This is a genomic window from Shimia sp. (assembly GCF_041624275.1).
Classification (GTDB): Bacteria; Pseudomonadota; Alphaproteobacteria; order Rhodobacterales; family Rhodobacteraceae; genus Shimia.
In genome coordinates this window covers 1-16,582 of the sequence record NZ_JBFJVE010000045.1, presented here as the reverse complement: position 1 = coordinate 16,582, position 16,582 = coordinate 1, and the positions used below count along the sequence as shown (strand labels likewise).

At 66.5% G+C, this 16,582-nt stretch carries 18 protein-coding genes; 11 read left to right on the top strand and 7 right to left on the bottom strand.

All coding sequences use genetic code 11. The features are described 5' to 3' along the window. Positions 1-626: sulfotransferase family protein (locus tag ABZD10_RS05585; RefSeq protein WP_372885154.1), on the top strand; the 626-nt coding region annotated here is incomplete at its 5' end. A 24-nt stretch (positions 627-650) separates the two neighbouring features. On the opposite strand, the gene ABZD10_RS05580 is transcribed toward ABZD10_RS05585, so the two are convergent. Beyond that, complete coding sequence (locus tag ABZD10_RS05580; protein ID WP_372885155.1) at positions 651-1,325, bottom strand: DUF2270 domain-containing protein; 675 nt, start codon at positions 1,323-1,325, stop codon at positions 651-653. Between the two features lie 425 nt (positions 1,326-1,750). Between ABZD10_RS05580 and ccoG the strand changes: the two genes are divergently transcribed. The 4 genes from ccoG to ccoS are packed head-to-tail and all read left to right on the top strand — an operon-like array spanning position 1,751 to position 5,993. Beyond that, the gene (ccoG, locus tag ABZD10_RS05575) at positions 1,751-3,178 is read left to right on the top strand and encodes a cytochrome c oxidase accessory protein CcoG (RefSeq protein WP_372885153.1); all 1,428 of its coding nucleotides are present in this window, start codon (positions 1,751-1,753) and stop codon (positions 3,176-3,178) included. Then, entirely contained in the window at positions 3,178-3,636 is a 459-nt protein-coding gene (locus ABZD10_RS05570) for a FixH family protein (protein ID WP_372885152.1), read from the top strand. The genes ccoG and ABZD10_RS05570 overlap by 1 nt, the downstream gene beginning before the upstream one ends. A gap of 3 nt (positions 3,637-3,639) precedes the next feature. Beyond that, positions 3,640-5,829: a heavy metal translocating P-type ATPase gene (locus ABZD10_RS05565; protein WP_372885151.1), complete on the top strand. Its 2,190-nt coding sequence runs from the start codon at positions 3,640-3,642 to the stop codon at positions 5,827-5,829. Between the two features lie 5 nt (positions 5,830-5,834). Then, positions 5,835-5,993, top strand: a complete 159-nt coding sequence (ccoS, locus tag ABZD10_RS05560) for a cbb3-type cytochrome oxidase assembly protein CcoS (protein ID WP_372885150.1) — start codon at positions 5,835-5,837, stop codon at positions 5,991-5,993. A 67-nt stretch (positions 5,994-6,060) separates the two neighbouring features. Here ccoS and ABZD10_RS05555 read toward each other — a convergent pair whose 3' ends face one another. The 3 genes from ABZD10_RS05555 to ABZD10_RS05545 all read right to left on the bottom strand — a co-directional run bounded on the left by ABZD10_RS05555 (position 6,061) and on the right by ABZD10_RS05545 (position 9,064). Further along, entirely contained in the window at positions 6,061-6,750 is a 690-nt protein-coding gene (locus tag ABZD10_RS05555) for a fumarylacetoacetate hydrolase family protein (protein ID WP_372885149.1), read from the bottom strand. Positions 6,751-6,790: 40 nt separating this feature from the next. Further along, entirely contained in the window at positions 6,791-8,158 is a 1,368-nt protein-coding gene (locus ABZD10_RS05550; protein ID WP_372885148.1) for a D-alanyl-D-alanine carboxypeptidase family protein, read from the bottom strand. Positions 8,159-8,362: 204 nt separating this feature from the next. Further along, entirely contained in the window at positions 8,363-9,064 is a 702-nt protein-coding gene (locus tag ABZD10_RS05545) for an HAD family hydrolase (RefSeq protein ID WP_372885147.1), read from the bottom strand. 94 nt (positions 9,065-9,158) lie between these two features. Here ABZD10_RS05545 and clpS point away from each other — a divergent pair, with 94 nt between their 5' ends. Genes clpS through hemF form a run of 4 tightly spaced genes read left to right on the top strand, consistent with a single transcriptional unit; the run spans position 9,159 to position 12,294 of the window. After that, the gene (gene clpS / locus ABZD10_RS05540) at positions 9,159-9,497 is read left to right on the top strand and encodes an ATP-dependent Clp protease adapter ClpS (RefSeq protein WP_372885146.1); all 339 of its coding nucleotides are present in this window, start codon (positions 9,159-9,161) and stop codon (positions 9,495-9,497) included. Positions 9,498-9,527: 30 nt separating this feature from the next. Further along, entirely contained in the window at positions 9,528-10,511 is a 984-nt protein-coding gene (locus ABZD10_RS05535; RefSeq protein ID WP_372885145.1) for a class I SAM-dependent methyltransferase, read from the top strand. A gap of 41 nt (positions 10,512-10,552) precedes the next feature. Continuing rightward, positions 10,553-11,353 (top strand): SDR family NAD(P)-dependent oxidoreductase, encoded by an 801-nt coding sequence (locus ABZD10_RS05530; protein ID WP_372885144.1) that lies wholly within the window; start codon positions 10,553-10,555, stop codon positions 11,351-11,353. A gap of 47 nt (positions 11,354-11,400) precedes the next feature. Next, a complete protein-coding gene (hemF, locus tag ABZD10_RS05525; protein ID WP_372885143.1) occupies positions 11,401-12,294 on the top strand; it encodes an oxygen-dependent coproporphyrinogen oxidase in 894 nt (297 codons plus the stop codon). Between the two features lie 28 nt (positions 12,295-12,322). On the opposite strand, the gene ABZD10_RS05520 is transcribed toward hemF, so the two are convergent. Together ABZD10_RS05520 and hemC are read right to left on the bottom strand one after the other, a co-directional pair. Beyond that, positions 12,323-12,886, bottom strand: coding sequence for a hypothetical protein (locus ABZD10_RS05520; protein WP_372885142.1), 564 nt, complete (start codon positions 12,884-12,886; stop codon positions 12,323-12,325). 233 nt (positions 12,887-13,119) lie between these two features. Further along, a complete protein-coding gene (gene hemC / locus ABZD10_RS05515; protein ID WP_372885141.1) occupies positions 13,120-14,079 on the bottom strand; it encodes a hydroxymethylbilane synthase in 960 nt (319 codons plus the stop codon). A gap of 207 nt (positions 14,080-14,286) precedes the next feature. Here hemC and hemE point away from each other — a divergent pair, with 207 nt between their 5' ends. Both hemE and ABZD10_RS05505 read left to right on the top strand, forming a co-directional pair. Next, positions 14,287-15,321 carry a uroporphyrinogen decarboxylase gene (gene hemE / locus ABZD10_RS05510; RefSeq protein ID WP_372885140.1) on the top strand — a complete coding sequence of 345 codons (1,035 nt, stop codon included), beginning with the start codon at positions 14,287-14,289 and terminating at the stop codon, positions 15,319-15,321. 53 nt (positions 15,322-15,374) lie between these two features. Then, on the top strand, positions 15,375-16,259 hold the full coding sequence (locus ABZD10_RS05505; protein ID WP_372885139.1) for a 2-dehydro-3-deoxygalactonokinase: 885 nt from the start codon (positions 15,375-15,377) through the stop codon (positions 16,257-16,259). A gap of 1 nt (position 16,260) precedes the next feature. On the opposite strand, the gene ABZD10_RS05500 is transcribed toward ABZD10_RS05505, so the two are convergent. Continuing rightward, a partial coding sequence (locus ABZD10_RS05500) for a CoA transferase (protein ID WP_372885138.1) occupies positions 16,261-16,582 on the bottom strand: 322 nt, incomplete at its 5' end.

The window sequence follows — 16,582 nt, the reverse complement described above, 5'->3', positions numbered from 1 at the left end:
TCTTCCCCAAGGTGTTCGGCATCGGGTTTCAGAAAACCGGCACCACCACATTGCTCGCCGTGTTCCGGGCGCTGGGCTATCATTGCAAGGACTACGGCAAGGAGCTGATCCCCTCGCTGGCGCGGGGCGATTTGCAGCCGGCCTTCGAGATCGCCGATCAATATGACGCTTTCGAGGACAACCCCTGGCCGCTGATCTACCGCGAACTGGACCAGCGCTATCCCGGCAGCAAGTTCATCCTGACCATCCGCGACGAGGAAAGCTGGATCAAAAGCGTGGTCAACCATCTCGGCTATCTGCCCGACCCGATGCAGACGCTGGTCTATGGGGTCGGCTTTCCGGCGGGCTACGAAGACGTGTTCCTGGCCCGTTACCGACGCCACAATGAAGAGGTGCAGGCCCATTTCGCCGACCGCCCCGAGGATCTTCTGGTGGTGGACTTCGCCGCCGGGCAGGGCTGGCCGGAGATCTGCGCCTTTCTCGGCCGCGAGGTGCCGGACCTTGATTTTCCCCATGAATTCAAGGGTAGCTACTCGGCCGGCAAATCGCGTTCGCGCCGGGTGGCAAGCCGCGTTGTGCATGGTCTGCGCCGCCTCGGGGGCGGCGGGCGGCGGGCGGATGGTTAGCGCCGTCGCCCCGGCGGCGCTTTTCTAACCCATGGCGGTATCGCTTTGCCGCGCCCGCGCGCGCCGGGCATCGTTGCGGTCGCTCCAGATTGCCAGCGCCGTCCAGGTCGCCATGTAGATCACGCCGAAACCGATGATCACCTCGCCCGGCAGGGGGCCGACATCGGCGCGGTCGAAGGCCTGGTCGAAACTGGTGACCGGGGTCGGGTGCACGGTGATCTTGCCGGCAAAGGCCAGTGACTGGATCATCAGGATCCACAGGTAGTTGCGCCTGATGCGCCGGCCGACGGCGGTCAGGTAGTCGACGTGATAGACCGGGCGCAGGTAATCCTTGGCCAGGACCTTCTGCCAGTTCTCTTCGAGATGCAGGTCGCCGTCATACAGCATCGGGGCGTAGAAATGGGTCTCCATCCAGCGCGCCCGCGCCCGCCAGACGTTGAAATAGCGGTAGCGGCGTGCCTCGAGCATCAGGAAGAAGATGATCAGCACGCCGACCAGCACCAGCGGCAGCGGCGAGGCATCGGGCGAGGCGAAGGATATCGACAGCGCAACCCCCAGGGTCACCACCGCCCAGTTGGTCGTGGTGTCCAGCCGGGTGCGCCAGATGGTGCTGCGATAGACTTCGCCACGGTAAAGATGCGCCACCGCGCCCACTTCACCGGAATTGAGCGCTTTGCGCTCGGTTTCGCGTTCGGTAATTGTTTCGCCTCCGACAGATGCTCGCAAAAAACCGCTCCCACCGTCAGATAATGCACCGAGTTTGATCTGGGTCAAAGGCCAAAGAGGAGGAATCGGAAAAAGTGAATCGGGTCAAGGCCCGGATCGGCGGAGTTTCCAAAGGTGCGGGTCAGAGGTTTGCCTGCGGCTTATGCCGTGGGGCAAATGGTGTCGGCTTTCCGTCCTGTTCGCGCGTTTCCTGGAAAGCCGACACGCCCTCAAAGCAGCATATCATACGCATCTTTTATTGCAACGCCGACTTGCGGTAAATTCGCGGTTACCCCTCTGGTTTTCTTGGCGCTCACAGTTTACCTGTCCTGAACATGTAAAATTTGACTCATGTCAAAGTTTCAGGTGTGCAGAGCGATCACAAGACATTCAGAAATCTATATGCGCGAGTGATTCAAGTGGCCAACGAAAATCAGCAACCCGGATTATATGTTGCGCGCGAGCCGATCTTTCCCAAACGGGTCTATGGCAAGTTCCGCAATCTGAAATGGATCATCATGGCGGTTACGCTGGGGATCTATTACCTGACCCCGTGGATCCGCTGGGATCGCGGCCCGAGCCTGCCCGATCAGGCGGTGCTGGTGGATCTGGCCAACCGGCGGTTCTTCTTCTTCATGATCGAGATCTGGCCGCATGAATTCTACTTCGTCGCGGGTTTGCTCATCATGGCCGGGCTGGGGCTGTTCCTGTTCACCTCGGCGCTGGGCCGGGTGTGGTGCGGCTATGCCTGCCCGCAGACCGTCTGGACCGACCTGTTCATCCTCGTCGAACGCTGGATCGAGGGCGACCGCAACGCGCGGCTGCGGCTGCACCGCCAGAAGAAATGGGATTTCCGCAAGCTTCGGCTGCGGCTGGTCAAATATGTGTCCTGGGTGGTGATCGGGCTCGCCACCGGCGGGGCCTGGGTGTTCTACTTCACCGATGCCCCGGCGCTGATGCGCGACCTGTTGATGGGCAGCGCCCATCCGATCGCCTATACCACGATCGCGGTGATGACATTCACCACGGTGTTCTTCGGCGCCATCTCGCGCGAACAGATCTGCATCTATGCCTGCCCATGGCCGCGCATCCAGGCGGCGATGATGGACGAGGACACGCTGACCGTCGGCTATCGCGAATGGCGCGGCGAGCCGCGCGGCAAGGGCAAGCGCACCAAGGATACCGAGCTGGGCGACTGCATCGACTGCATGGCCTGCGTCAACGTCTGCCCGGTGGGCATCGACATTCGCGACGGCCAGCAGCTGGAATGCATCACCTGCGCCCTGTGCATCGACGCCTGCGACGACATCATGACCAAGGTCGGCAAGCCGCGCGGCCTGATCGACTATCTTGCGGCCTCGGACGAGACCCTCGAGCGGTCCGGCCAGCCGCCCAAGGACGTCTGGAAACACGTGCTGCGCCCGCGCACCGTGCTTTACACCACCCTGTGGTCGCTGGTCGGTGTCCTGCTGGTGGTGGCGCTGTTCCTGCGCAGCGAGATCGACATGACCGTGGCGCCGGTGCGCAACCCGACCTACGTCACGCTTTCCGATGGCACCATCCGCAACACCTACGAGGTGCGGCTGCGCAACAAACATGGCGAGGACCGCCCGTTCCGGATCTCGGTCAAGGGCGACATCGCCCTCAGGGTCGACCTCGAGGGCACGCCCTATGAAACGGTGACGGTGCCGGCCGACGAGATGAAGCTGGTGCGGGTCTATGTGCTGGCGCCCAAGGGCTCGCAGCCGGCGGAAAGCAAGGCGACCGGGTTCCGTTTCTGGGTAGAGGATGTTTCCAACGGGGATCGCGTGTATAAGGACACGGTCTTCAACGGAAGGAGCAAGTGATGGCAGAACGTCGGTTCACCGGACGGCACGCGGCATTCGTCTTCGTCGGCGCCTTCGGGGTGATCATCGCGGTGAACGCGCTGCTGGCCTGGTCGGCGGTGCGGACCTTTCCCGGCCTCGAGGTCAAGAACTCCTATGTCGCCAGCCAGGAATTCGACGCCCGCAAGGCGGCGCAGGTGGCGCTGGGATGGACCGTCAGCGCGCGCCATCAGGGCGGGCTGCTGATCCTGTCGATCACCGATGACGACGGGGCGCCGGTCCGGGTGGCCAGCCTTGATACGGTTCTGGGCCGGGCCACTCACGTCAAGGATGACGTCCGCCCGGCGCTGCAATTCGACGGCACCGCCTATGTGGCGCCGATCGAACTGGCGCCCGGCAACTGGAACATCCGCATGGCCGCGACGGCGGCCGACGGCACCGCCTTCACGCAGCGCGTCGTTCTGCAGGTCAAGGGCTGAGCCATGACCGCCGCGCTGCGTCCCGGCACCTCGGCCTGCCCGGCCTGCGATGCGGCCCCAGCGGCGCAGGCGATCGCCGAGCGCGCGCCGCAGAAGGACGCGCGGCTGTCGCTGTCGCTGCCGACCATCCATTGCGCCGCCTGCATCAGCGCGGTCGAACACCGGTTGCAGGCGCAGCCGGGGGTCACATCGGCCCGCGTCAACCTGACCCTGAAACGCGCCACCGTCGAGGCCGCCCCCGAGGTGACCGCCGAGGCGCTGGTGGCGGCGCTGGAGGGCATCGGCTATGAGGCGCACGAGCTGGACGCCGGCGCCCTGACCGCCACCGGTGCCGACCGGGCGGGGCGCGATCTGCTGATGCGGCTGGCGGTGGCCGGCTTTGCCTCGATGAACGTGATGCTGCTTTCGGTCTCGGTCTGGTCCGGGGCCGAAGCCGCGACCCGCGACATGTTCCACTGGATTTCGGCGGCGATCGCGCTGCCGACCATCGTCTTCTCGGGGCGGCCCTTTTATGTCAACGCATGGTCGGCGCTGAAGCACAGCCGGCTGAACATGGACGTGCCGATCGTGCTGGCGATCCTGCTGGCCGTGGCGACTTCGCTCTGGGAGACCATGCTGTCGGGCGAACACGCCTATTTCGATGCCGCCCTGACGCTGGTCTTCTTCCTGCTGGCCGGGCGCTATCTTGATTACCGCACCCGCGCTGTGGCCCGCTCGGCGGCCGAGGAACTGGCGGCGCTGGAAGTGCCGCGGGCGCTGCGCATGACAGCCGCGGGCGAAGAGATGGTCGAGGTCCGCGAACTGGCGGTGGGCGATCTGGTTCTGGTGCGGCCCGGCGGGCGGATGCCGGTCGATGGCGAGATCGTCGAGGGGCGCTCGGAGCTTGACCGCGCGCTGCTGACCGGCGAGACGGTGCCGGTCTTTGCCGAGCCGGGGCGGCTGGTCAGCGCCGGCGAGGTGAACCTCACCGGGCCGCTGGTGGTGCGCGCCAGTGCCGTCGGCGAGGACACCAGCCTGCACCGCATGGCCGATCTGGTCGCGATCGCCGAATCCGGGCGTTCGCGCTATACCTCGCTGGCCGACCGCGCCGCCAAGCTCTATGCGCCGGGGGTGCATATCTTGTCGGCGCTCGCCTTCCTCGGCTGGTATCTCTACACCTTCGATCTGCGCACCGCGCTCAATATCGCGGCGGCGGTGCTGATCATCACCTGCCCCTGCGCCTTGGGGCTGGCGGTGCCGGCGGTGACCACGGCGGCCTCGGGGCGGCTGTTCCGGCGCGGCATGCTGATCAAACACGCAACGGCGCTGGAACGGCTGGCCGAGGTCGACACGGTGGTGTTCGACAAGACCGGCACCCTGACCGCCGGTGCGCCGCATCTGGGCAATGCCGCGGAGTTTCCGGCCCGCGATCTGGAAGTGGCGCTGGCGCTGGCCATGGGCTCGTCGCATCCGCTGGCGCGGGCGCTGACCGCCACTCTTGCGGAGGCCGGGGTGCGGCCGGCGCAGGTGAGCGCCATCGAAGAGGTGCCGGGTTTCGGCACCCAGGGCAGGTTCGAGGGCCGGCAGGTGCGGCTTGGCCGCGCGGCCTGGATGGGGGCCGAGCCGCTGGCGGGCACGGCGGCCTTCCTGTCGCTCGGCGATGGCGCGGCGGCGCGGGCCTTCCGCTTTAGCGACCGGCTGCGCGACGGCGCCGCCGAGGCGGTGCGGGCGCTGAAGGAGGCCGGCAAGGAGGTGCTGCTGATCTCGGGCGACAGCGCCGGGGCGGTCGAGGATCTTGCCGCCGAACTGGGGATCACGCGCTGGGTCGCCGAGGCGCTGCCCGAGGACAAGGCGGCGCGGGTGCAGGTGCTGCGCGGCGACGGGCGGCGGGTCTTGATGGTCGGTGACGGGCTCAATGATACCGCGGCCCTGGCGGCGGCCGATGTCTCGATCTCGCCGGCCTCGGCGCTGGATGCGGCGCGGGTGGCCTCGGATATCGTGCTGCTGGGCGGCGATCTGGCCCCGGTGGCCGAGGCGCTGACCACGGCGCGCGCCGCGACCCGGCGCATCCGCGAGAATTTCCGCATCGCCACGGTCTACAACGTGATCGCGGTGCCGCTGGCGATCGCCGGCCTGGCGACGCCGCTGATCGCGGCGCTGGCGATGTCGCTGTCGTCGATCACCGTTTCGCTCAACGCGCTGCGCCTGAGGTAGCTGCCATGGATGTGCTTGTGGTTCTGATCCCGGTGTCGCTGATCCTCGGCGGCATCGGCCTGTTGTGTTTCGTCTTCACCGTGCGCAGCAACCAGTATGACGACCCCGAGGGCGACGCCCGGCGGATCCTCAACAGCGACTGGGACGAACACCCCAAACCGTGACGCGGCGGCGCCCGGTCGGAGCCTCCGGCGGGGATATTTCGGGCAAGAGAAAGCGGCCAGCGGGCGTTCAGTCGAAGGCGGTTTCGGCCGCGCCGAGCCCGTCGATGCTGACCCGGCAGCTCTGGCCCGGCAGGATCGGGCCGACCCCGGCCGGGGTGCCGGTCATGATCAGGTCGCCGGGGGCCAGCGTCACCAGCCGCGACAGGAAGGCGATGACCTCGTTGACCGGCCAGATCATATCGGCGAGGTCTCCGTCCTGGCGCAGCGCGCCGTCGACATGGCAGCGGATGCGCCCCGACGTCATCGGGCCGGTCTCTGACAGGGGATGAAGCGCGCCGATGACGGCGGAATTGTCGAACCCCTTGGCCATGCTCCACGGCCGGCGCCCGGCCTTGGCCGCGTCCTGAAGGTCGCGCCGGGTGAGGTCGTTGCCCGCCGCGTGGCCCCAGATGTGACGCTCGGCCCCGGTTGCCGGGATGTCGCTGCCGGCAAGTCCGATCGCCACCACCAGCTCGGCCTCGTGGTGCAGGTTCCGGGTTGCCGGGGGGAAGGCGATGCGCCGTCCCGACGGGATCGCCGCATCGGCGGGCTTGGCGAAGAAGAAGGGCGGTTCGCGCTGCGGGTCGCCGCCCATTTCCTTGGCGTGGTCGGCATAGTTGCGCCCGACGCAGTAGATGCGGCGCACCGGGAACAGGGCTTCGGATCCGGCGACCGGCAGCAGCACCGGGGCGGGGGCGGGCAGAACAAGGTTTTCCATGGCGCCAGTCTTGGCCGAGCCCGGTGGCCGGTGCAAGCCCTCAGGAGGGGCCGATCGTGTAGCAGGCGATCTGGCGCGCCTGAAGGCGGCGGCAGGCGAGGTCGGCGGTCTCGCGGGTCAGGCCGAGGAAGTTGGCCTCGAAGCCGCGCGAGTTCTCGACCACCTTGCGCAGCGAGCCGTCGAGGGTCGACATCTCGGCCAGCGCGGTTTTCAGCAGCACCTTTTCGGCCGCGTAGCGGCTGTCGTAGCGGCCGACATTGATGCCCCAGTGGCGCCCGCCCGAGGTCGACAGGCGGGTGACGACCTGCGGGGTTTCGGGCCGCGTGTCGGCATCGACCTGCGCGTCGTCGTCGAGGGCGGGCGCCTCGGCGGCGCCGGCCTTGGCCTCGATCAGGGCGGTCTGGATGTCGATCTCGATGACCTCGGCGGCGGCGACGACGGGGGTCGTCTCGGGGGCGGTGATCGCGTCCGGCCGCAGGCGCGGGCGCAGGCTCTGCCTGACCGCCAGCGTGGTGTGGGCCGGTTTGGCGGCGGGTTTGGCGCTGCCGTAGCTCGGCGGCGTCGGCCGGTTGAAGGCCACCCGGCTGGGCGCCCGGCGGAAGCCGAGATCGAGCAGTTCGGCCACCTTGGCATTGCGCGAGGCGCTCGAGCGGCCGCCGAAGACGGTGGCGATCACCCTTTCACTGCCGCGCTCGGCCGAGGCCACGAGGTTGAAACCGGCGGCGCGGGTATAGCCGGTCTTGATGCCGTCGGCGCCGCGATAGGCATCGAGCAGCCGGCGATTCGTGTTCGAGACCTTCTTGACGCCGGCATCGGCGGTGCGGCGCGAGAACAGGTTGTAATACTGCGGGTAGTCATAGAGCAGGTGGCGGCCGAGCGTGGTCATGTCGCGGGCGGTCGAAAGATGCCCGCTTTCGGTCAGCCCATGGGCATTGCGGAAGGTGGTGTTGCTCATGCCCAATGCCTTGGCGGTGCGGTTCATGCGCCGGGCAAAGGCGGCCTCGGAGCCCGACAGCGCCTCGCCGATGGCGGTGGCGGCGTCATTGGCCGATTTGACCGAGGCGGCGCGGATGAGATAGCGCAGCTTGATGCGCTGGCCAGCCCTGAGCCCCAGTTTCGAGGGCGGTTCATTGGCGGCGTTCTGCGAAATGCGGACCTTGGTGTCGAGGGTGATTTCGCCGTTCTTCACCGCCTCGAAGGCGATGTAGAGGGTCATCATCTTGGTCAGCGAGGCGGGGTGAAGCCGGGTGTCGGCATTGCGCGAATGCAGGACCTCGCCGGAACGGGCATCGACCACCATCGCCGCATAGGGGGCGGCCGCGGCCGAGAACGGCACCACGACCAGCAGCCAGAGCGCCGCCAGAACGAATAGCCCAAGTCGGGCCGGCTGGGAGTGCCGAACCTTCACAGTGAAACTGCCTTTTTCTGCCTCGACCGCCGGGTTGACCCGGTCGGCATTTGTTTCCTTGGGCCACGCTACCACAGGGCGAGTGGCGGATAAAGTCCCTGATTACAGGGACTTTGTCGAAAGTGACCGCGACGACAACCAAGATGTAGGGGCAGGCCGGGGCGCGGCCCCAAGACCGGCGATTGTGGCGAAAGTGCGGCAGGCTCAGCCGATGTCCCGCACCAGATCCGGCAGGGCCCCGAGAGACTCGATCTCGCGGTAGCGAGCCCTGTCGCCGGGGGGCTCGGCGGCCTCCAGCGCCCAGACCAGCCCGTGCGGGACATAGACGCCCCAGCTGCCGGCCTTGATCGCCGGCACCACGTCCGAGCGCATCGAGTTGCCGACCATCATCGCCCGCGCCGGGCCGTCGCCGTGGCGGCGAAAGGCCTCGGCATAGACCTGCCGGGTCTTGTGCGACACGATCTCCACCCCGTCGAACATCTCGCCGAGACCGGATTGCGCCAGCTTGCGCTCCTGGTCCAGAAGGTCGCCCTTGGTGATCAGCACCAGCCGGTGCTGCGGCGCCAGCGCCAGAATGGTCTCGCGGACCTGCGGCAGCAGTTCGATCGGGTGTTGCAGCATGTCGCGCCCGGCGGCCATCAGTTCGCCGATGACCCGGGCCGGGACGCGTTCTTCGGTCACTTCGATGGCGGTTTCGATCATCGACAGCACGAAGCCCTTGATGCCGAAGCCGTAGTGCCCGATGTTGCGCCGCTCGGCGGCCAGCAACCTTTCCCCGAGATGCTCCGGCGGCGCATAGTCGGCCAGCAGTTCGGCAAAGCGCTCTTGGGTGAGGCGGAAGAACCGCTCGTTGTGCCACAGCGTATCGTCGGCGTCGAAACCGATGGTTGTCAGAAACTTTGCCATATTGCGCCCGGATAATGTGGTTGGAACCTCTTTTCTAAAGGCTGGAACAGGTTATATAAACCTCCCGTGGCGAAGATCGGATGACCGGAACCAGATGAGCGCAGAATTCGTGCATATGTCGGCCGATGACAAGGATGGCGGCGATGTCGGGGTCGCTGTCCAGACGCGTGCGCGCACCAAGCGGCCGCCGCTGTACAAGGTGATGCTGCTCAATGACGATTACACGCCGATGGAATTCGTCGTGCATATTCTCGAACGGTTCTTCGGCCTGTCGCATACCCAGGCCTTCGAGATCATGCTGACGGTGCACAAGAAAGGTGTCGCCGTGGTCGGCGTGTTCAGCCACGAGATCGCCGAAACCAAGGTGACGCAGGTGATGGATTTCGCCCGCCGCCATCAACACCCCCTGCAATGCACGATGGAAAAGGAATAGCCGCGCCGCACCGGCCGGCTGTGGCGTATCATGACCGACTCCAGACTAGAACTGGCCGTTGCCGATCACGGGCTGATCCTGCCGGCCGAAGGCCCGATCGCGCTGTTCGCGGCGCGCCGGGATCACGACCTATCGGCCCTGCCGAAATCGCGGCTCGAGATCATCCAGCCGCTGTTTCCCGATCACGAGGCCCTGGCGCGGGCCGGCTATGACTGCCGGGTCGCAGAAAGCGGCCGCTATGCGGCGGCGGTGGTGTTCCTGCCGCGGGCCAAGGCCCAGGCGCGCGACCTGATCGCCCGCGCGGCGGAATGTGCCGAACTGGTGATCGTCGACGGTCAGAAGACCGACGGTGTCGACAGCTATCTGAAACACTGCCGCAAGCGGGTCGCCGTGGCGGGCAGCCTGTCCAAGGCGCATGGCAAGTGCTTCTGGTTCCGCGACGGCGCCTTTCCCGACTGGCGGGCGGCCGAATGGCAGGAGATCGAGGGCGGCTTCGTCACCAAGGCGGGGGTGTTTTCCGCCGACGGGATCGACCCGGCCTCGGCGGCACTGGCGGCGGCGCTGCCGGACAAGCTGGGCCGCAACGTGGCCGATCTTGGCGCCGGCTGGGGATATCTGTCGGCGCGGGTGCTCGAAAGGGCCGAGATCGAGACCCTCTATCTGGTCGAGGCCGATCACCTGGCGCTGGACTGCGCGCGTCGCAACCTGAGCGATCCGAGGGCCTCGTTCCACTGGGCCGACGCCACCACCTGGCAGCCCCGGGCCCGCATGGACGCGGTGGTGATGAACCCGCCGTTTCACACCGGGCGCAGCGCCGAGCCGGCCCTTGGCCAGGCCTTCATCGCGGCGGCGGCGGCGATGCTGGCGCCCGCGGGGCGGCTGTGGATGGTGGCCAACCGGCATCTTCCCTACGAGGCCACGCTGGCCGCGCGTTTCGGCGAGGTCGCCGAGATCGCGGGCGACAACCGCTTCAAGATATTGCGGGCCGCGCGTCCGGCTCGCACCCGGGGCTGAAACCGCGTAGATTGGCCGCAGAATCACCCGGGGGAGGGGCCATGTCGTTTTCGATCGCGGGCAAGACCGCAATTGTCACCGGTGCCGCGAATGGCATCGGGCTCGCGGTGGCGCGCCACTTTGCCGATCAGGGGGCCAACGTGATGTTCGCCGACATGGATGAAACCGGCCTGATCGACGAGGTCGGAGAAAACCGCGACGAAGGCAACATCCGCTATTTCGCCGGCGACCTGCGCGAGAAACTGACCATCGCCAATCTGCTGTCGGCCACCATCGATGCCTTCGACAAGGTCGATATTCTGGTCAATGCCTGCCGGCAGGTGATCCGCTCGGACGCGCTGGACCCCGAGGACAACGCGGTCGAGACCATGCTCGAGCAGAACCTGATGACCTCGCTGCGGCTGTCGCAATATGTCGCGCGGCGGATGATCAAACAGGCCGAGGGGCAAAGCGAAGGGCAGGCGGGCTCGATCGTCAACCTGTCGTCGATTGCGTCGCGTCGGGCGCATCCCGACCTGCTGGCGTTTTCGATCTCGACCGCTGCGGTCGACCAGATGACCCGGGCGCTGGCCGTGGCCATGGCGCCGCAGCGCATCCGGGTCAACGCGGTGGCTTTCGGATCGGTGATGTCGGCAAGCCTGCAGGAAGTGCTGCGCGACAATGACGAATACCGCACGGTGATCGAAGAGAAGACGCCGCTGTCGCGGATCGCCAGCCCGCGCGAGCTGGCCGATGCGGTGCAGTACCTGGCCTCGGAAGGGTCGGGTTTCATGACCGGCCAGGTGCTGACGCTGGACGGCGGGCGCACCCTTCTGGATCCGGTCACAGCGCCGGCCCACTGAGCCGCGCGCCGCCTGCGCCTGAAATTTCCAAGAAACACGAGGATGCAATGAGCGAACAGATGCACTCCGAAAAGACCCGTGCCGCGACCTGGTTCCGCGAGCTGCGCGACCGCATCGTCGCGGCTTTCGAGGCGCTGGAAGACAGCCATCGGGCAGGCCCGTTTGCGGATATGGCCGCCGGCCGTTTCGAGATTACCGAGACCCGCCGCGACAGCGCCGACGGTTCGGATGCCGGCGGCGGGCTGATGTCGGTGATGCGCGGCGGCCGGGTGTTCGAGAAGGTCGGCGTCAACATCTCGACCGTCTATGGCGAACTCGGCGAACGGGCGCAGGCGGCAATGGCGGCGCGCAAGGGGCTTGCCGGTATGCGCGAGGACCCGCGTTTCTGGGCCTCTGGCATCTCGCTGGTGGCGCATATGCAGAACCCGCATGTGCCGGCGGTGCACATGAACACGCGCATGTTCTGGACCCCGCATGGCTGGTGGTTCGGGGGCGGTTCGGATCTCAACCCCTGTCTCGAATATGACGAGGACACGGCGCATTTCCACGCCGAGCAGAAGCGGCATTGCGACCGCCACGACCCGGCCTTCTACCCGCGCTTCAAGGCCTGGGCCGACGACTATTTCTACGTGCCGCATCGCAATCGCGCGCGCGGCGTCGGCGGCATCTTCCTCGACGACCACAATTCCGGCGACTGGGAGGCCGATTTCGCCTTTATCCGCGATGTCGGAGGGGCCTTTCTGCCTGCCTTCCTGCCACTGGTCGAAAAACGCCGACTGCTGGATTTCGGCGAGGCGGAAAAACAGGCCCAGCTGGTGCATCGCGGCCTCTATGCCGAATACAACCTGGTCTATGACCGGGGCACCAAGTTCGGCCTCGAGACCGGGCATGACGCCAACGCGGTTCTGATGAGCCTGCCGCCGCTGGCCAAGTGGGTGTGAGGGCGCCGGCGATCCGGCGCCTCTGTGGTCAGTGCTGGGCGAGCTTGATGTTGTGACAAAGCTGGCGATGGGCCAGTTCGACATCCTGATAGGTGCCGCGCAGGATGGTCACCTCTTCCGGCCGGTCATAAAGCTTGAGCCGCATTTTCGACGGTGAACCGGGAGTGCTGGCCTTGAGCACATAGATGCTCTTGATGTTGCGCAGCGCGATGTCTTCGGTCGAGCGCACCCCGTCGCGGCGGTCTAGACGCCGGACGCTGATCTTGCGTCGCACCGGGTCGAAGGCCATCTCGATCCGGTACCCGCGCATGGCAAAGGTATAAATCGCGATGCCGACGATCGAAAAGGCGACGCCGAGGCCGAGCTTGGGCATCGGCCAGAAATTCGGGATGAAACCCTCGGGGGTCAGCCACTGCACGAAGCCGCCGAGGATGATCACCGTGCCCACGAAGCGGATGATCGCCTCGTTGCGCGAACTGTGCCTGAAATAGCCTTTGGATTCACGTATCGAGAAAGCCGTGGCCGGTGTCGCCTGACGCTTGGGCGCTTCGTTGCCGGCGTCGGCGAAAGGGGACTCAAGTGCAATGCTCATCTCGTTTCCTCATGACATTTGTCTGAAACGAGGCTGGCTGGCAAAGATGGCGGAAACTTGGCTGGATTCCCGCAATTTCGGGGAGTCTTCACGCAGCGGTTGTGATTTCCGGACAATTCTCACTTTTTTTAACGGAAATCCTTGGTTCTGTTTGTTTTTCCGTGAGCGCGGCTCGCCTTCAGGCTGCGCGCGGCTCTCGGGGGCAGGGCGGGCCGATCGGGCCCGCCTCCGCTTCAGCCGTGCCAGGCGAAGAAGCCGGGGCCGGCCTGGCTCAGCAGGGTGCGGGCCATGTCCCGGCCCAGTTCTGCCGCGTCCTCGACCGGGGCGCTGCGGTCGAGCGCGAGCGCCTCGGATCCGTCCGGGCGCAGCACTTCGCCGCGCAGGCGGATCGTGCCGCCCGACAGTTCCGCCAGCCCCGCGATCGGGGTTTCGCAGGATCCGTCCAGCGCCGCGAGAAAGGCGCGTTCGGCGGCCAGCCGGTGGCCGGTTTCGGCATGGTGGAGCGCGGCCAGCATCTCGGCGGCGCGGGTGTCGTCGGCGCGGCGCTCGATGCCGATCGCCCCCTGCGCCACGGCGGGCAGCATGTCTTCGGGTTCGATCGCCGAAGCGGCGACATGGCTCATCCCGAGCCGGTTGAGCCCGGCCATGGCCAGAAAGGTGCAGTCGGCGACCTTGTCTTCCAGTTTTCTCAGCCGGGTCTGCACGTTGCCGCGAAACTCGACCACGTTGAGGTCCGGGCGGAAATGCAGCAACTGGGCCCGGCGGCGCAGCGACGAGGTGCCGACCACCGCGCCTTCGGGCAGATCCCCGAGCTTGGCAACATCGGGAGAGACAAAGGCATCGCGTGTGTCCTCGCGCGGCAGGTAGGTGTCGAGCAGCAGCCCTTCGGGCTGGGCCACCGGCATGTCCTTCATCGAGTGCACGGCGATGTCGATGGCGCCCGAGGACAGGTCTTCTTCAATCTCCTTGGTGAACAGGCCCTTGTTGCCGATCTCCTTCAGCGGCCGGTCCTTGGCGATCAGCGAGGCATCGTCGCCGGTGGTCTTGATGACCACGATCTCGAAGGCGGCCTCGGGCAGGCCGAAGGCGGTGCTCAGACGGCGGCGGGTCTCGTGCGCCTGGGCCAGCGCCAGCGGCGAGCCTCGGGTGCCGATCCTGAGGGGCGAGTCGGGGGAGGGCAGGTTCAGTGTCATGGGTCGGGTCTAGTCCTGACTTATTGGCCTGACAAGCGCAGAAGGGTTGACATCCAGCCTTTCGCACGTGACCTAGCAGTGCAAATGGCCCGTTCCCGTTCCGGCAAGGGCGCCGCGTTTCGTTGCGCCGAAAAGGCATGAATTGACCGGCGCTTTCCTTGACACATGTCAACGCTGGGGCATTTGGCCATGGCTATGAGGTGAAGCATGACTGAGACCAAGAAAATGATGCGGGCATTGGCCGGCGAAACACTCGACACGCCGCCGATCTGGATGATGCGCCAGGCCGGGCGCTATCTGCCCGAATACCGCGCCACCCGGGCGCAGGCCGGAGATTTCCTGTCGCTGTGCTACAACAGCGAACTGGCCGCCGAGGTCACTTTGCAGCCGATCCGCCGCTACGGGTTTGATGCCTCGATCCTGTTTGCCGACATCCTGCTCCTGCCGCAGGCGCTGGGCGCCGATCTGTGGTTCGTCACCGGCGAGGGGCCGCGCCTGTCGACCATCGAAAGCCAGGCCGATTTCGACAAGCTCAAGGGCATCGGCGATATTCACGAGACGCTGGCGCCGGTCTATGAAACCGTGCGCATCCTGTCGCGTGAGCTGCCCAGTGAAACCACGCTGATCGGTTTCGCCGGTGCCCCGTGGACCGTGGCCACCTATATGATTGCCGGTCGCGGCACGCCGGATCAGGGTCCGGCGCACAAGTTGAAAGACGAGAACCCGGCCCTGTTCGGCCAGATCATCGACCTTCTGACCGAAAGCACCATCGAATACCTGTCGCAACAGATCGAGGCCGGCGCCGAGACGGTCAAGATCTTTGACAGCTGGGCCGGGTCGCTGAAGGGCGCGGATTTCGACAAATACGCGCTGGAGCCGGCCAAACGCATCATCGCCGGGCTGAAGGCGCGGCATCCGGATGTGCCGATCATCGCCTTCCCGCGTGGCGCAGGCGCGCGGTACGAGGGCTTTGCCAAGGCCACCGGCGCCGATTGCGTTGCGGTCGATGACGCGGTCAGCCCGGAATGGGTGGCGGAACATGTACAGAAGGACGGCTGCGTGCAGGGCAACCTGAAATCTTCGCATATGGTCACCGGCGGTCAGGCGCTGGTCGACGAGACCCGCAAGATCGTCGAGGCGCTGGGCAAGGGGCCGCATATCTTCAACCTTGGCCATGGCATCACGCCGGATGCCGACCCCGAGAACGTGCAGCTGATGATCGACACGGTGCGCGGCAGGTAACGCGGGCTTCGGCGCCCGATGCGGCGCCCGGCCATGCCCTATCGGAGGGTCTGATGCAGAACCAAGCAGACTGGATCGCGGTCGATTGCGGGGCCGACCGGGTGCACCTCTGGGCCATGCTGGGCGAGCGGGCGCTGGCCGCGGCCGAACTGGCGCCGGGGGCCGCTTTCGAGGTGGCCGGCTTCGAAAGCCTGCTGCCCGACAGTTTCCGCGCCTGCCTGCCGGATGGCCCGATCGACCTTGTTGTCTGCGGCTGGCAGCCAGAGGCCGGGGCCTCCCTGACTTGGCGCCCGGTTCCCGCCGCGCCCCTGCCCAAGGCGCTGCATCGCGTGATGCGGGGCGACGCGGGTCTGCGGCTGCATCTGGTGCCGGGGCTCAGTCAGGACAGCCCCTGCGCTGCGATCTGCGGCGCCGAAACCCGGATCGCCGGTTTCCTGTCGCGTCACGCCAATTGGGACGGGGTGATCTGCCTGCCCGGCGCCCATACCACCTGGGCCCATGTCAGCGCCGACGAGGTGGTCAGCTTTCAGAGCTTCATGACCGGCGAAATGCTTGCGCTCCTGTCCGAGCACTCGGTGCTGCATGCGGCCGTTGGCGAGGGCTGGGACGATGCCGCATTCGACACGGCCCTGTCCGACGCCATGGCGCGCCCCGAGGCGCTTGCCGCGCGCCTCAGCGCCATTCACGCCGCCCATTTGCTGAAAGGTCGGGAGGACCCGAGTGCCCGGGCGAGGCTGTCGGGGCTTCTGATCGGCGCCGAACTGGCGGCGGCGCGGCCCTATTGGCTGGGCCAGCAGGTGGCGGTGATCGGAGGCGGGGCCACGGCGGCGCTTTACGAAAGGGCGCTGGGGCTGCAGGGCGTTCCGGTGATCAGGGCCGATGCCAGCGAGATGACACTGGCCGGGCTCATGGCTGCTCACAGCCAGCAGACTGGCTGAGCTAAGGCGCGCCGCGCTCTTCGAGTTCCCGCAGGATTTCTTCACTGTGCTGACCGCGTTTGCAGGGCGGCTTTATCGGCCCTGGCTGGCCTCCGAAGCGCGGTGCCGGCGCGGGTTGCAGCAGCCCGTCAGGCGATTGCCAGACCCCGCGTGCCTTCATATGCGCCGTTTCGGCGGCTTCGGCCGGGGACAGCACCGGGGCGACACAGGCGTCCGATCCGTCAAACAGGTCGGCCCAATGGGTCCGGGTTTCCGCCTGAAAGATGTCTTCGAGCCGCGCGGTCAGCTTGGTCCACAAGGTGACGTCATGCTGCTTTTGAAAC

Coding starts and splice junctions, on each gene's coding strand:
- ccoS (WP_372885150.1), top strand. CDS start 5,835: ATGGATGTGCTTGTGGTTCTGATCCCGGTGTCGCTGATCCTCGGCGGC.
- ABZD10_RS05530 (WP_372885144.1), top strand. CDS start 10,553: ATGTCGTTTTCGATCGCGGGCAAGACCGCAATTGTCACCGGTGCCGCG.
- ABZD10_RS05565 (WP_372885151.1), top strand. CDS start 3,640: ATGACCGCCGCGCTGCGTCCCGGCACCTCGGCCTGCCCGGCCTGCGAT.
- ABZD10_RS05535 (WP_372885145.1), top strand. CDS start 9,528: ATGACCGACTCCAGACTAGAACTGGCCGTTGCCGATCACGGGCTGATC.
- ABZD10_RS05545 (WP_372885147.1), bottom strand. CDS start 9,064: ATGGCAAAGTTTCTGACAACCATCGGTTTCGACGCCGACGATACGCTG.
- hemF (WP_372885143.1), top strand. CDS start 11,401: ATGAGCGAACAGATGCACTCCGAAAAGACCCGTGCCGCGACCTGGTTC.
- hemC (WP_372885141.1), bottom strand. CDS start 14,079: ATGACACTGAACCTGCCCTCCCCCGACTCGCCCCTCAGGATCGGCACC.
- ABZD10_RS05555 (WP_372885149.1), bottom strand. CDS start 6,750: ATGGAAAACCTTGTTCTGCCCGCCCCCGCCCCGGTGCTGCTGCCGGTC.
- hemE (WP_372885140.1), top strand. CDS start 14,287: ATGACTGAGACCAAGAAAATGATGCGGGCATTGGCCGGCGAAACACTC.
- ABZD10_RS05570 (WP_372885152.1), top strand. CDS start 3,178: ATGGCAGAACGTCGGTTCACCGGACGGCACGCGGCATTCGTCTTCGTC.
- ABZD10_RS05505 (WP_372885139.1), top strand. CDS start 15,375: ATGCAGAACCAAGCAGACTGGATCGCGGTCGATTGCGGGGCCGACCGG.
- ABZD10_RS05520 (WP_372885142.1), bottom strand. CDS start 12,886: ATGAGCATTGCACTTGAGTCCCCTTTCGCCGACGCCGGCAACGAAGCG.
- clpS (WP_372885146.1), top strand. CDS start 9,159: ATGAGCGCAGAATTCGTGCATATGTCGGCCGATGACAAGGATGGCGGC.